The organism is Rhodococcus yunnanensis NBRC 103083 (genome assembly GCF_001895005.1).
Taxonomy (GTDB): domain Bacteria; phylum Actinomycetota; class Actinomycetes; order Mycobacteriales; family Mycobacteriaceae; genus Rhodococcoides; species Rhodococcoides yunnanense.
Window position 1 is genome coordinate 1 of record NZ_BCXH01000007.1, and the last position, 14,769, is coordinate 14,769.

Below are 14,769 nucleotides of genomic sequence, written 5' to 3' on the forward strand. Positions count from 1 at the left end.
TGTGGCGCGTTCCGATACAGTCGATCCGCTCGGCTCGTCCGCCGGCACCGACAGCAAGACGGGCCGGTTCTGGAGGATCCTCGTCGCACTACGATGGCCTGCCCTGGTGGTCGGGCTTCCTCATCGGTAGTTCACTGACATATCTGTTGGTTCCTCCCACAAGACCCCCGACAGTGTCGTCGAGTTCGACTCATCGGATCTACTGCCGACGCCGGTCTCGGATCTGTGCGAACTTTGTTCGTGGAGAAGCCCGCACCCGGACCCGTCGGCCTCGTACTGACGCAGAAGCTGTCCACATCGGACACGGTCTCCGACCCGATCGAACAGACAGTCTCTATACCCGCACCAAACCCCGGAGTCCACCCTCGGATCCGACGAGCGTTCAGCGACAACGATGCTGGAGCAACTCGGCGCGGTCGTGGAAGTCGTCCGGGCCGTGGACGCGTCGGTTCCACGCGGCCAGGTACTGGCCGTCGATTCCCCTCCTGGAGTCACCATGCCGACTGTCGTGACGTTGACATCGAGCGCAGACAACGAGGTTCATGTCTGGAGTCGTCCTCACCATCCGCTCGTAGCGCACCCGACCGACAATCCTCGACTATCTCCGTCCTCGACGCGTGCGCTCGGCGAAACGGTCGAGTGCGTCGATGATTTCGTCTGCCTGCCAGACGCGGTTCCGTCGCCCCTTCGAGGTCTGATAAAGAATCCCTGCGTCGACCAGTCGATCGATCGCCCGCTGAGCAGCTATGTCGCTGACACCGAATGTCCTTTGCGCGAAAGGGTTGTCGATCACCGGTTGTGCAATCAGAGCGTCGAGGAGACTCCACACCACGGATTCACGACGCGCTACGACGCTTGCGACGAAACGCTCTCTCACGTCGGCCAATTCGTCGACAAGCATCCTGCCGTTGGATACAGCGGCGAACGCCGCGGCATTCAGACGGCGAATGATGGGTTCGACATCGCCCTGTCGGTACTCGTCGAGGCTCGCAAAATACGCCGCAGTGTCGGCTAGCAGACCCGCGGACAATGGCACCGTGACGCGTTCGACCACTCCTGCCGTACGAAGCATCGTGTGTATCAACGACCTGCCGGTACGGCCGTTCCCGTCGGTGAACGGGTGGATCGTCTCGAACTGCGAGTGCGCGACGGCCACTTGAGGGAGAACAGGAAGATCGGTCCGCGACGCAAACGTGAAGAGATCACCCAAGTAAGCCTCGAGCCGCTCATGATGCGGCGGAACGAATGCGGCTTGGTGGGGTCCGAAATCAGAGCCACCGATCCAGACCTGCTGAGTTCGCCATCGTCCTGCGTCGGGATCGCCTGCGGGCTCCATCAGTGCTTGATGCATGGCCAGCACCGACTCGGCAGACACCGTCGAACCTACTGCCAGGGCGGCCTCCATCGCGCGCACGTTGCCGCCGACGATAGACGCGTTGCGGCTCGTAGGTGAACCCAGCTCGGCCAGCGCGAGGGAGCGTGCGCCGACCGTGAGGTTCTCGATTTGCGACGAAGCAGCGCTCTCGGACCTCAGCAAAATCGAACTCATCGGCGCCAACTCGGTCGACGAGCCGAGGCGCTGCGATGCGTACTCGTCGAATCGAACGATTTCGCGTAGCGCATCCTCGGATTCGGCCGAGACGTCATCGGTGAGTCGGAGTTCCAGATCGGCGATCCGCGGAGGCACCGCAGCCCGGTAGACGCCGCCTGCATGCAGCCTGCGTTGCGTCCTGGAGGCAGCGGCAGAAGACGATTGCCATGGCCGATCTTCGTACTCGACGGCGGCCAGGCCACTGTTCCGATCATTGGCCACCGATGAACCATACCAAACCTTAGGCGCATATCGTCTGGTATGGAACCGTAACGCGCGGACGGATGACCGATATCGATCACCTACACAAAGCGCCTCTCCAGCATCGGAAGCGCCTTCGCGGAGACGCGGTTGCCAACAATCACGCGATGCGAAGAGACAACCGGGATGATCGGTACAGCATCCGCAACGGACGCGGACTTGATATCCGAGACACGGCCCGCCAGCTCGCTCGACGTTCCGACAGGGCAGCCCCGACACGCCCGTAATCGCTATCGAACCCGGACACGCGGTAGCTCTGACGACGATCTGGACCGACTCTGATACGCGCCCCGCGTAACACACCCCTCACACGCACTACGAGAACCAGTAATGGTCTACCCATACCGTCGACAGGACAGACGACGGACGGGAGTAGACGAGGGTGTGGATCAACCGAATCGCCGCAGCACTGGCCCTGGTGTCGGCCGTTCTGCACTTGCGGATGGGCGTGAGCGACATCGCCGGAGCCTTTGTTACGGCGATGGCTCTGCTGTGCGTGTACTGCGCTGTGGACCTGGTCCGCTCGGCAGGCAACCGCGCCTGGTTGATGGTTGCGGTCACCAGCGCAGGTATGTTGCTCGCCCACGCCTCGTTCCCCGCGCATCATCATCACGCAGCCGACCAGACCTCGAGTATGACGATGGCGTCGGTTGTCGCCGCCGCGGAACTCGTACTCGCCGGATCCGTCGTCTTCTTCCGCACCCGCCGCATTCCGCCTGAATTTCGTCCCTACCGATTGCAGGAGCTCCGATGACCGACACGTTCGCACCCGTCACCACCCACCCGCTGGAACCGCTGAACCCGCAGGAGATTTCGCAGGCGTCGGCGATCGTGATTCGCGAACAGAACCTCACCGCCTCGGCCCGCTTCGTCTACATCGAACTGAACGAACCGTCGAAAGAGCAACTGAAGCAGGGACTTACGGACCGTCGTGCATTCATCGTCCTGCGTGACCGCGATGAGCACGCAACATTCGAGGCCGTCGTGTCCCTGACCACCGACGAGGTCGTCTCCTACGAGCAGATCCCGGACGCCCAGCCGCCCATCACGCTCGAAGAGTTCCTGCAGTGCGAGGACGTCATCAAAGCCGATCCCCGCTGGCAGGAGGCGATGATCAAGCGCGGAGTCACCGACTTCAGCCTCGCCATGGTCGACAAGTGGGCCAGCGGACACACCACGGACGACGACAACCCCGGCGGCAGGCGCCTTGCGCGCCCACTCACCTTTGTGCGCAGCGAAGCCCAGGAGAACGGCTACGCCCGGCCCGTAGAGAACCTCGTCGTGACCGTCGACATGGACACGATGGAGGTCGTCGACGTCGCCGACACCGGAGTCGTACCTATCCCCCGGACGCCCGGCAACTACCTACCCGGCTTCTACGAACGCCCCGGCAACGTACCCGAATTCACCGAGCAACGCGCACCGATGAAGAAGATCGACATCACCCAGCCCGACGGGCCGTCGTTCAACGTCGACGGCCACTACGTCGAATGGGCGAATTGGCGCCTGCGCGTGGGGTTCACACCGCGCGAAGGTCTGGTGCTGCACGACGTCAACTATGTCGACCGCGGTACGGTTCGTCCCGTCATCCACCGCGCATCCCTGTCCGAGATGTACGTCCCCTATGGCGATCCCGGCGACAGTCAGTGGAACAAGAACGTTTTCGACGAGGGAGAATACGGACTCGGCGTGCTGGCGAATTCCCTGCAGCTGGGCTGCGATTGCCTCGGCGAAATCCACTACTTCGACGCGTACGTCAACGACCAGGACGGGCAGCCCATCGAGCTTCCGAACGCGATCTGCATGCACGAGGAGGACTACAGCATCGGGTGGAAGCACACGGACTTCCGCGACAATCTAGGTCAGGTGCGGCGCAACCGCCGCCTCATCGTCTCGCTCTTCGCGACGGTCGGCAACTACGACTACGGCTTCTACTGGCACCTCTACCTCGACGGGTCGATCGAATTCGAGATCAAGCTGACCGGCATCATCTCCACCGGCGCCATCGAGCAGGGACAGATTCCCGAGTTCGGCACCCTCGTCGCCCCTGGCTTGTACGGGCCGCATCACCAGCATTTCTTCAGCGTCCGGCTGGACATGAAGGTCGACGGCGAACGCAACAACCTGTACGAGCTCGAAGCCGAGGCCGTGCCCGTCGGACCGGAGAATCCGCACGGCAACGCGTGGCGTCAGACCAAGCGGCAACTGACGAGCGAATCGGAGGCACAGCGCGTCGCCGACCCGCTCAAGGCTCGGACATGGCTGATCGCCAACGCCGACAAGAAGAACAAGCTCGGCGGACACATCGGCTACAAGATCGAACCGTCGGGTGCGGTGGCTTTGCCTCTCGCGCAGCCGGGTTCGCAGCAGGTGCGCCGCGGCGGCTTCGCAACCAAGCACATGTGGGCGACGCCGTACGCCGAGCGCGAGCGCTACGCAGCCGGTGAGTACGTGGCGCAGAACCCCGGACACGACGGACTCGTCGCCTACACGGCGCAGGACCGGTCTCTCGACGGCGCCGACCTGGTCATCTGGCCGACCATCGCCGCCCATCACGTCGTGCGTCCAGAGGACTGGCCGGTCATGCCGGTCAGCCATGTCAGTCTGCACCTCAAGCCGACCGGCTTCTTCGACGGCAATCCGATGCTCGATCTGGCGCCTGAGACTCCGAAGGTCGGTGGGCACTGCTGCGACTGATCGCTGCTGCGGAGCCGGTCGCCACAGCCTGGGCGACCGACGTCCACGATCCTGAGAGTTCGCCGACCCCGCACTTGACGTGGTTCCTCGTCATTCGAGTCCATGGCACGCCAATCCGGATGCCATGGCCCACGCGGCTCCCCGACTCTTCCAAGCGGAAACCTTTCCCACTCTTGCCCGCCCCAATCGAGGACAGCTCATCGGCTAGGTCAAGTAGCCCGAGTGGATAGCAGCTTCGTCGGCGTGCTCGGCACCTACGAGTGGAAATACATAGTGGGCTAAGCACTTTCGTTCACATGGGCGAAGCCCCCACGAACGATGAGGTTCGCACGTTCAACCGCGTCCGGTCCGCCCGGAACAGGTCCACCGAGTACTCGACGGGTCGTTCCTGCTGGTCGTAACCGATGCGCTCGAGCTTCAAGATCGGCGTGCCCTCCGGCTGCCCGAGCAACGCACCGACCGGTGCGGTCACGGTGGCCAGCTCGATCGACTCGTCCGCCATGCACACCGAAATACCCAGCAAAGTCCGGAGCGCTTCGTAGACGGAGTTCAGCGGCGTCTCCAGCACCCGTCCGCAGATGCTTCCGCTGAGGTACATCTGCTCCAGCGACAACGTATCGCCATCGGCAAACCTCAAGCGCAACAACGACACGACCGGCCCGTCGCCCAAAACCCGAGCCGCGTCCGCAGAAGGACTGGTCATCCGCGCGGAAATCACTTTCGTGCCGTCGCGGAAACCCTGTTCGTGCAACATCTGTGGCACACCTTTGACGGTGTTCAAACTTCGCAACAGCCGCCGACTCTGACACACCGACAGCGCACTCTCGGGCGACGGCGAACCGGGAGACACCGCAGTCAGGTAGGCACCACCCGCACGCCCTTTGAGACGGCGAATCACTCCGTCGCGTTCCAGCAGGTCCATGGCCTTGCGGACCGTGGTACGCGACGTACCCAACCGCTCCGCCAATTCGCGCTCGGGCGGAAGACGAGGCACCGAGCGCTGCTCGAGCTCCTCGACGAGGCGCACCAACGCGCCGTGGGTCTGCTCCATCATCAGCACCGGCCCACCTCCTGCTCTCTTTGTCAGCTCAATCTAACGTGCCGTGGCGCCGTCGAACCACCGTCCACCTGCTGATTTACCCATGATTAACACCGCTGGTGTCCTATGTCATTTCACCCCGGCCATGCGTTACATGCAGTTCACACACGGCGAACAAAACCAGAAATGGTCTACGCCCATCGTTCTACCTGTCAAGAGAAGTCCACTCATCGAAAGGTGCACCACTGTGGAGGATTCCCGGTCGGCTCGCGCCGCACTCGGCGTGGAGCTCGCCCGCTCGGCGGGAGAGATCGCCCGTCGCTGGTTCGACACCTCGGCCCTCGCGGTCGAGTCGAAACAGGACGGTTCCCCTGTTACGCAGGCGGATCGCGAGATCGAGCAGTTCATCAGAGCAGAGGTCGCCCAGCATTACCCCGATGACAGCTTCCTCGGCGAAGAGTTCGGCGAAACCACCGGAACGTCGAAGTATCGCTGGATCGTCGACCCGATCGACGGCACCAAGTCCTTCGTCCACGGTGTTCCGCTCTACGCCAACCTGATCGCGCTCGAGGAGGACGGCACCATCGTCGCCGGTGTCATCAACCTCCCCAGCGCCGAGGTGCTCATGCACGCCGAACGCGGCAAGGGATGCTGGAAAAATGGTAAGCAAGTTCATGTTTCGGACAAAACGGAACTCGACGGCGCCTACGTCATGGCCACCTGGCTCGAAGACTGGCATCCCGACTCCATCGTCGACCTCCAGTCCGCGGGCGCCGTGATCAGAACCTGGGGCGACGCATACGGCTACATGATGGTCGCCAGCGGCCAAGCCGAGGCGATCGTCGACTACACCACGCAGGCATACGATCTCGCCCCCATGCCGGTCATCATCGAAGAGGCCGGCGGCATGTTCACCTCGCTCGACGGAGTGCGAGAGATCAACGGCGGCAACGGCATCGCCTCCAATGGCGCCGTACACGACTCGGTTCTCAAAATAGTCAACCAAGGATGACGCACATGAAAGAGTACATTCGCGGCCTGAGCCGGAAGAGCATCATGACGTTCTTCGGCAGTATCTACGCTCTCGCTCTGCTCTTCGCGCTGTTCCCTCCGCTCTACATGTGGGGCAGCGGCATTCGATTCGAGATCCTCGGCATTCCGTTCGCCATCATGTACTGGCTGATCAACGGCGTCGTTCTCGGCCTGACCCTCTGGGGCCTCTACATCGTCGAGGACATCCGCGGCGAACTCGACGAGGACCTCCTCCCCGCTACCGCACCCCTCACTGGAGAATGACATGTTGATCATGCTGGGAATGCTGGCGGTCTTCTACGCCATCGTCATCTTCATCCTCTACACCACACAGCAGAAGACCAGTCCATCGTTCGACGAGTACTCCGTCGGCGGCCGCTCCTACGGCCCCTGGTACGTCGCGATGAGCTACGTCAACTCGTGGTGGCCGGGATCGGTGTTCATCGCGTTCTTCGGACTCGCCAGCGGCGCAGGCGTGTTCGGCCTCTACGGCCTCGCGTACTCGAGCCTCGGAGTCGCGATGATGTACTTCATGGCCACCCGCGCCTGGCGCTGGGGAGCGAAATACAACCTCCGCTCGCAGCCCGACCTCCTGGGCCTGCGCTTCAACTCACGTGGCACCAAGATCGTCGCCAGCGTCATCGGCATCGTCTCGCTGTTCCCGTGGGTCGTCCTCGGCATGCAGGCGCTGGGTGAGGTCTTTCAGATCGCCAGTGCCGGGGCATGGTCCGTCACCACATGCCTGTTCGTCGGCCTGGCCGTCATCGTCGTTCGCCAGTTCTGGACCGTGAAGATGGGCATGCGCGGTCTGATCATGACCGACATGTTCCAGGGCATCGTCGCCTACGTCTTCTCCGCGGGTCTGTGCCTGGTCCTGCTCTCCGGAGTTGCCGGCGGCCCGATCAGCTTCGCCACCCTCGGAGATGTCGCCGACGAGTACCTGAAAGTCCCCGGCGACGGCGATGCCTACGGCCCGTTCTACCTGTTCGCCCTCATCTTCACCGGCGTCGTCGGATCGCTCTGCTGGCCGACGAGCTTCCAGCGCATCTACACCGCGTCGAGCGTGCGTGCGGTCAAGTCCGGCACCATCCGCACTGTCCTGATCTCCGGCGTCTTCTACTCCCTGCTCATGCTCGTCGGCATCGCCGGCACGGTCATGACCGACGTCGCCGATTCACCCCAGACCGGCTGGTTCACCATCGCAGAAAGCTACGGCGGAACATGGCTCCTCGGACTCGCCGCCACCATGGTGTTCGCAGCATCCATGGGCCACATCGACGGCAGCGTGCAGGTCTGCGGCCTGCAGATCGCCAACGACCTCGTCAACTCCGACAAGCGCAAGCTCACCGACAGCCAGCTCACCAAAGTCGCCAAGATCAGCATGCTCGGGTTCATGGCAGCCGCAGCCGTCGTCGCCTACGCCACGTTCAACATGACGCGTCTGCAGCTCCTCGCTCAGATCTCCTACCAGGGCGTCGTGCAGCTCGCCATCCCGCTGTTCCTCGGCATCTTCTGGCGCGGCGGCAACGGCAAGGGCGCGGTCTCGGGCATGATCTCCGGCTTCGCCGTCGCCCTCGTACTCACCGCGGTCTATCCGGACGACATCGCCGGGCTCGGCAGCCTCACCGGCGGCGTCGTCGGCATGGCCGTCAACCTGGCCGTCTTCCTCATCGTCTCCAAGGTGACCGGTACCACGGCCGAGGAGAAGGCACGCGTCGACGACATGTTCGAAGCCGGTAAGCGTCCCGTCCGTACCGCTCCCGCCGATCTGTCCTTCGAAGGCCAGATCGACGAGATGGCCGCCACCCCCGCTCCGGAAAAGATCTGACGTGACATCTGGTCATTCCGCAGGCTCCACTCCTGCGGCATTCTTGGACGATTTCGCGACGATGTCCTCGTTCGGCGCCACCGCAGCTGGCGGCGTCGACCGGGAGGCGGCGACAGCCGACGACGGTCGAACCAGGCGGTTTCTCGCCGACTGGTTCGACCGGCACGGCCTCACCACCACCGTCGACGCTGTCGGAAACATGTACGGCAGCATCGAATTCGTCCCCGGTGCGCCCTACGTGCTCGTCGGCTCGCATCTCGACAGCCAGCCGACGGCCGGAAAGTACGACGGCGCCTACGGTGTCCTCGCCGCCGCTCATGCCGTGCGCGGCATCGTGGAGATGGTGGAACGTGGTTCGCTGATACCGCAGTTCAACATCGCTGCGGTCAACTGGTTCAACGAAGAAGGGTCCCGCTTCTCCCCTTCCCTCATGGGAAGCGGAGTCTTCATCGGCAAGTTCGACGCCGACGAGATTCTGAAGGTCACCGACCGCGTCGGCATCTCCGTTCGAGATGCCCTGTCCGATATCGGCTTCCACGGCAATGATCGACAGCCCGAAGCCGTCTCCTACGCCGAGATCCACATCGAGCAAGGGCCGATCCTCGAGCAAGAAGGCACGACGATCGGTATCGTGACTGCCAATTGGGCAGCGCGGAAGTATTCGATCACCGTGCACGGCGAGCAATCGCACACCGGCGCAACCCATATGGCCCTGCGCCACGACGCGTTGGTCGGCGCAAGCAAGATCGTCGTCGCCGCCAGAGAACTCACCCAGCAGTTCCCCGAGGGTTTGCTGCTGGCCTCTGTCGGGCAGTTCGACGTCGAGCCGAACTCTCCTATCGTCGTGCCGTCCAAGGTCACCATGGCAATCGATATCCGGTCCTCGGATCCCGATGTCCTCGAACAAGCCCACGAGATGCTCATGGCAGCCATCGACAAGGAGACCGAGGTACGCATCAGCATCGACACCTCCGCGCTCCGGCCATCGACCAGCTACCAGATCGAAGGTGTCGAACTCGCCGAGAAGGCTGCCACCGACCTAGGACTGTCGTATCGCCGGATGCTCACCATGGCAGGACACGACTCGGTGAACCTCAAGGACATCGTCCCGACGGTCATGCTCTTCGTCCCCAGTGTCGACGGCATCTCGCACAGTGAGAAAGAGCTGACGCACGACGACGACTTGCTCCACGGCGTCACGATGCTCACCGAAACCGTCGCTCGCCTGGTTCGCGGCGATCTCGAATCCAGTTCGTAGAAGGATCATCCCTTGACCAATCCCCTGCTGACTAAGACCACTGCGGAGCTCCGTGCAAGCTTCGCCAGTGGTGAATCGACGCCGAACGACGTCCTCGACGCGACACTGGCCCATATCGAGACGACCAACCCGGTGATCAATGCAATCGCCTTCGTCGACGAGGCAGGTGCACGCCGAGCCGCGCAGGGAGCGACGGACAGACTCCGCACCGGCCGAGCGTTGTCGGATCTCGATGGCATTCCCGTCACGATCAAGGACAGCATCAATGCCGTCGGAATGCCCTGGCGACATGGGGTATTGGCGAACAAGGATCTGCCGATGTCGACTGTCGACGCTCCCCCGGCCGCGCGGTTGAAGGAAGCAGGCGCCGTCATTCTCGGCAAGACCACGATGCCCGACATGGGCATGATGGCCGCCGGCGTCAGCTCCCTGTACGGAATCACCCGCAACCCATGGGATCTCACGCGCAACACCGGCGGGTCGAGCTCGGGTGCGGGAGCGTCTCTGGCGTCGGGAATCGGGTTCGGCTCTGTCGGTTCGGATATCGCCGGTTCCGTAAGGCTCCCTGCCGGGCACTGCGGGCTCGTCGCTCTGAAACCGACGCAGGGACGCATCCCGCATCTGGCGCCGTCGACGATGCGTTCTGCCGGACCGATGGCACGCACAGTCGACGACCTCATCGACCTGTACCGCATCATCACCCGCCCTGATGCGCGGGACACCTGGGCCCTGCCACACGAGGACACCGAGGACATCCACGCGCCTCTCACTCCTGCCGGGCTCCGCATCGGCGTCATGCTCGACATGGGCTACGGCCCACCCATTTCCGACGACGTACTCCACGTGGTCCACTCTGCAGCGAGCCACCTGCGAGCAGCGGGTGCCGTTGTCACCGAGATGCCCCCGATCTTCGGCGAGGACCCGTACCCGGCTCTCGACCGACTGTTCCAGGTACGGGCTCGGACGGAGTGGGAGTCGATTCCGGAATCTCGACGATCGGAAGTATTACCTGCCGTCGCCGACTGGGCCGTGCCGGCGTCGAATTACACTGCCGCGCAATTCTCTCGGGACACCGATGCGGTCATGCGGTCGCAGGAGATCGTGCGGGCGAGGACGGCCGAGTTCGATTTCGTGATCAGTCCGGTGATTCCGACGGTCGGGTTCGGTGCCGAAGAGGTCGGCCTGAATCCTGCACAACCGTTGGGGCACTGCAGCTTCACTGCGTGGTTCAACCAGAGCGCACAGCCGGCATCGGCGTTGTGCTTCGGATTCGCCGAGCACATGCCCGTGGGGATACAGGTCGCCGGGCCGCGGTTCGCGGATCAGGCAGTCCTGCGTTTGACGAAGTGGCTCGAAAGCGCACGCGAGTTCGACATGAACTGGCCGACGGAAGTTGCGGCAGAGAAGATCGGAGTACTCGGATGACGGTACGAGAAGCACTGAGCGAGTTGGGTGTGTGGGCCAGTGCCGAACTTACATTGGACCCCGCCACCACCATGGCGAGTCCGAGCTGGTGGGGCGCAGACTCCGAGCGCTACTCGGCCAGGTCGACCATCCCCGACGCCTCCGCCGGTTCCGCGGCGTTCGTCAAGGTGATGGAACCGCATGCGCGGGACTACGTCGACGTCGGAGCAGCATTCTCAGCTGCCACTGCCGCCGGTGAGGCCGGCATCGGCCCGAAGATCTTCATCTCCGACGCCGAGACTGGCGTCCTGGTGATGGAGGACTTCACCGGAATCAGCTCGACCGCCACTCTGGATCTGTTCGACGAGGACGCGAACGTCGAGAAGCTCGTCGCACTGCGGACGTCCGTGCACGGGATGACCGGGGTGACGCGTCGGGCATCGGTGTTCGAGGACTTGGCTCTGGTGCGCGGCCTGATCGCCACGGTCGGCGGGGCGCTGCCTGCCGACTTCGACTGGATGCTGCGCACCCTCGCCCCAGCTCAGGCCGCAATCGAGAGCTCCGGCTTCGACGCGGTCCCCTGCCACGGTGATGGCAACGTCTCCAACGTCCTCATGCTCGACGACGGCAGCATGCGCCTCGTCGACTGGGACGTCGCAGCCCTGATGGACCCGCTGCAGGACATCGGCGCACTGTTGGCGGAGATCCGCCCGTTCGACTCCGACGCACGTGAAGTCTTCGAGATGGCCTGGGGGACGTTCGACACCGCGCTGTTCGACCGCGCCCGAATCTACGGCATCGCCGACTCCCTGCGCTGGGCGCTCATCGGGTCGTATGCCGATGCCGTGAAGCCGGGTACGCACGAGTATTCGAAGTTCTCCGACTGGCAATTCCTGCGCGCGCGAGCAGGATTGCGTGACCCACATTTCGACGACCGCATCCGAAACATCTGAGGTGACCATGAACGACATCGCGATCGGATCCGCCCGCACCGAAGCCGAGCGGCAAGTCGAAAAGGCGCTCGCTGCTGTTCCAGAGTGGGAAGGGCTGCAGCTCACCTACTCCCCGGTGCCCGGCGGCCTGATGAACAGCAACTGGCGCATCACCGTCGAAGGCAAGTCCAAGCGCTACTTCATGAAGCTCCCCGGCAGCGGCACCGACGCCTTCATCGACCGAACGCTCGCCAACGAGGCCGCCCGACGTGCAGGCGCACTGGGGATCGGGCCGGAGGTGGTGTTGTTCGATCCAATAACCGGGGTCGAGGTGATCGAATTCCTGGAGGGCTACCGGGCCTGCACCAACGGTGATCTGAAGCGTCCGGAAATTCCGCTGGGGATGATCGATGTGTATCGGACCCTGCATTCGGGCAGCACACTGAGCGTCACGAAGACGATCTTCGACATGATCGACGAACACCTCGAACAGGTCGCTGAATTGGGTGTGCGGCTACCGCGCGATGCGGAGGTGATCCTGACCGAGTACCGCCAGGTCAAGGCAGCGATGTTGGCAGCTGGCCTGGATCTGGTTGCGTGCCATAACGATCCGATGCCCGGCAACATCCTCATCGGCGAGGGGTTGCCGATGAAGTTGGTGGACTACGAGTTCGCCTCCAACAACGACCGCGCCTACGAGCTCGCCGTCCTGGTCACCGAAATGTTCTACGGCGAGCCGCAGATCATGGAGCTGATCGAGGAGTTTTTCGGTAAAGCCGAGTGGCCCATGATCTCCCGCGTCCAGGTCTGCAGCTTCCTCGCAGACGTCAAATGGGGTTTGTGGGGGTGCGTGAACCACAAGCTATCCGATGCCTGGGACTTCGACTACCACAAATACGGGTCGTGGAAGCTGTCGCGGGCGAGAATCAAGATGGGCGATCCGCGGTGGGCCTACTGGGTGCAAGGATTGTGATCGAGCTGGCATAAAACGGTGTTCACGTTCCCTCAGAACCCCTTTTTGCCCAGCCACGTCAGCGCCACCTCGGCGACGTCGCGCCACCCGCTGTCGATGGTCAACGAGTGCCCACGCCCCTCGAACTCGTGGAACTCGGTGTCCGACTCACCCTTGGCATAGAGCCCGAACACCTCCTTGGTGACCTTCAGCGGAACGGTGTGATCCTCGGTGCCGGAGGTCAGGAGCAGCGGTCCGCGGTCGGCGAGGTGGGTGTCCACCTTCGCGGGTGAGTGCTTCGAGAAGTTGGCTGCGGCGTCTTCGAACAGTGGCAGTCCGGGGCCGGGGATGGTCCAGCGGGCGTGTAGATCGTTCGACTCCTCCTCGGTCAGGGTGTTGCCGAACGAATACTTGAACTGCGTATCGGTCAACGACACCGTGCGGTGCCGGTTGGCGGGGTTACCGAGGACCGGGAAGCCCGATCGCAGCTGCGAGAACGGCAGTGCCTTCACACCCTTGATGGGAGCGGGGTCGATCGCCACTGCCGCGGCAGCGTGACCGGTCGCCAGGAGCTCTTGCGCGATCAGTCCGCCGAACGAGTGGCCGACGATCACCGGCTTGTCGCCGTCGACCGCGGTGATGAGGTCCGCGTAGTGTTCGACGATCTGGGCGATGCCGACGTTGTCGAGAGCGTCAGGGTTGTCCCGCGTGGCGGCGACCGTACCGCCATCGCCCGGCCAGCCTGGTGCCGACGTCACGTACCCACGCTCCACGAAGAGATCTTCCCAAGGCTGCCACGCGCTGGAGTGGATCCACAGGCCGTGGATGAAGATCACCGGATTGGTCTTGGCGGTCGGTGAGGTCATTGTCTTTATTCTCCTTCGGTGGGGTGATATCAGATGGTGGGTACGTATCCGCCGTCGATGCGGACGGTGGACCCGGTCGTGTTGCCCGAGCGGTCGCTGGCCAGAAAGACGACGAGGTCGGCGACCTGTTGCGGCGTCGTGAACCTGCCTGTCGACGCGCCGGACGCCGCCGATGCGACGGCGTCGTCCGGGCTGATGCCATTGGCCGACGCAACCTGCGCGGCGATGCCGTCGTCACCCAGCCACAGACTGGTGGACACGGGGCCGGGCGCGATCGAGTTCACCCGAATTCCCTGCGGGCCGAACTCTTTGGACAGACTCAGCGCGTAGCTGGCCAACGCGGCTTTGCCGGCGCTGTAGTCGACGATGTTCCATTCGGGCAACACGGCATTGACGGATCCGGTCATGACGATCGAGCCTCCACCGCGCGCCAGAATGTGCGGGATCGCCGCCCGCGTCGTCCGTACTGCGGACAGGAAGTTCAGTGCCAGCGCAGACTCCCACTGCTCGTCGGTGACCGACAGGATCCCGTCGAACCGGGCCTTCACCGCCCCGGCGTTGTTGACCAAGACGTCGATGCCTCCCCGCCCGGCCGCGGCGGCCACCAGAGCAGCCGGACCGTCGGGCGTCGACAAGTCGGCAGAGACGAAGGCGACGGACCCCGCCGCTTCGAGAGCCTGCAGTTCCGGAGTGCTGCGCCGGGCGCCGGCGACAACGAACGCTCCTGCTTCGACGAACGCCTCGGTGATCGCGAGGCCGATTCCCTTGCTCGCTCCGGTGACGACAACGATCTTGCCGGTGAGGTTCAAATCCATGGGAAGAGCGTGCGCCGACGGTCATGCGACGGACATCGGTCAAACGACTGCATTGCTGTACCAACGCCGGAGCCCTGAGTGCTGTACAACTTAT

13 protein-coding genes are annotated in these 14,769 nt (G+C 63.5%); 9 read left to right on the forward strand and 4 right to left on the reverse strand.

All coding sequences use genetic code 11. The features are described from left to right. Window positions 1-598 precede the first annotated feature (598 nt). The gene (locus RY1_RS13225; protein ID WP_072804054.1) at window positions 599-1,813 is read right to left on the reverse strand and encodes a Fic family protein; all 1,215 of its coding nucleotides are present in this window, start codon (window positions 1,811-1,813) and stop codon (window positions 599-601) included. Between the two features lie 421 nt (window positions 1,814-2,234). Between RY1_RS13225 and RY1_RS13230 the strand changes: the two genes are divergently transcribed. Both RY1_RS13230 and RY1_RS13235 read left to right on the forward strand, forming a co-directional pair. Continuing rightward, complete coding sequence (locus RY1_RS13230) at window positions 2,235-2,606, forward strand: hypothetical protein (RefSeq protein ID WP_084727393.1); 372 nt, start codon at window positions 2,235-2,237, stop codon at window positions 2,604-2,606. Then, complete coding sequence (locus tag RY1_RS13235) at window positions 2,603-4,549, forward strand: primary-amine oxidase (protein ID WP_072804055.1); 1,947 nt, start codon at window positions 2,603-2,605, stop codon at window positions 4,547-4,549. The genes RY1_RS13230 and RY1_RS13235 overlap by 4 nt, the downstream gene beginning before the upstream one ends. Window positions 4,550-4,841: 292 nt before the next feature. Here the strand turns inward: RY1_RS13235 and RY1_RS13240 are convergent, their stop codons facing one another. Continuing rightward, window positions 4,842-5,603, reverse strand: a complete 762-nt coding sequence (locus tag RY1_RS13240) for a GntR family transcriptional regulator (protein WP_139279826.1) — start codon at window positions 5,601-5,603, stop codon at window positions 4,842-4,844. Window positions 5,604-5,835: 232 nt separating this feature from the next. On the opposite strand from RY1_RS13240, the gene RY1_RS13245 reads away from it, so the two are divergent. Genes RY1_RS13245 through RY1_RS13275 form a run of 7 tightly spaced genes read left to right on the forward strand, consistent with a single transcriptional unit; the run spans window position 5,836 to window position 13,015 of the window. Continuing rightward, window positions 5,836-6,600: an inositol monophosphatase family protein gene (locus tag RY1_RS13245; protein ID WP_169914687.1), complete on the forward strand. Its 765-nt coding sequence runs from the start codon at window positions 5,836-5,838 to the stop codon at window positions 6,598-6,600. Between the two features lie 5 nt (window positions 6,601-6,605). After that, entirely contained in the window at window positions 6,606-6,884 is a 279-nt protein-coding gene (locus tag RY1_RS13250) for a hypothetical protein (protein WP_052060045.1), read from the forward strand. Window position 6,885: 1 nt separating this feature from the next. Continuing rightward, a complete protein-coding gene (locus RY1_RS13255) occupies window positions 6,886-8,448 on the forward strand; it encodes a sodium:solute symporter family protein (RefSeq protein ID WP_072804057.1) in 1,563 nt (520 codons plus the stop codon). Window position 8,449: 1 nt separating this feature from the next. After that, window positions 8,450-9,706 (forward strand): M20 family metallo-hydrolase, encoded by a 1,257-nt coding sequence (locus RY1_RS13260; protein WP_072804058.1) that lies wholly within the window; start codon window positions 8,450-8,452, stop codon window positions 9,704-9,706. 12 nt (window positions 9,707-9,718) lie between these two features. After that, on the forward strand, window positions 9,719-11,131 hold the full coding sequence (locus RY1_RS13265; protein WP_072804059.1) for an amidase: 1,413 nt from the start codon (window positions 9,719-9,721) through the stop codon (window positions 11,129-11,131). Then, on the forward strand, window positions 11,128-12,063 hold the full coding sequence (locus tag RY1_RS13270; RefSeq protein WP_072804060.1) for a phosphotransferase: 936 nt from the start codon (window positions 11,128-11,130) through the stop codon (window positions 12,061-12,063). Before RY1_RS13265 ends, RY1_RS13270 begins: the two co-directional genes overlap by 4 nt. Window positions 12,064-12,070: 7 nt before the next feature. Next, window positions 12,071-13,015 (forward strand): choline kinase family protein, encoded by a 945-nt coding sequence (locus tag RY1_RS13275; protein WP_072804258.1) that lies wholly within the window; start codon window positions 12,071-12,073, stop codon window positions 13,013-13,015. A gap of 32 nt (window positions 13,016-13,047) precedes the next feature. Here the strand turns inward: RY1_RS13275 and RY1_RS13280 are convergent, their stop codons facing one another. Then, window positions 13,048-13,860: an alpha/beta hydrolase gene (locus tag RY1_RS13280; RefSeq protein ID WP_072804061.1), complete on the reverse strand. Its 813-nt coding sequence runs from the start codon at window positions 13,858-13,860 to the stop codon at window positions 13,048-13,050. Window positions 13,861-13,889: 29 nt separating this feature from the next. Next, a complete protein-coding gene (locus RY1_RS13285) occupies window positions 13,890-14,675 on the reverse strand; it encodes an SDR family NAD(P)-dependent oxidoreductase (protein WP_072804062.1) in 786 nt (261 codons plus the stop codon). Window positions 14,676-14,769: the final 94 nt, after the last annotated feature.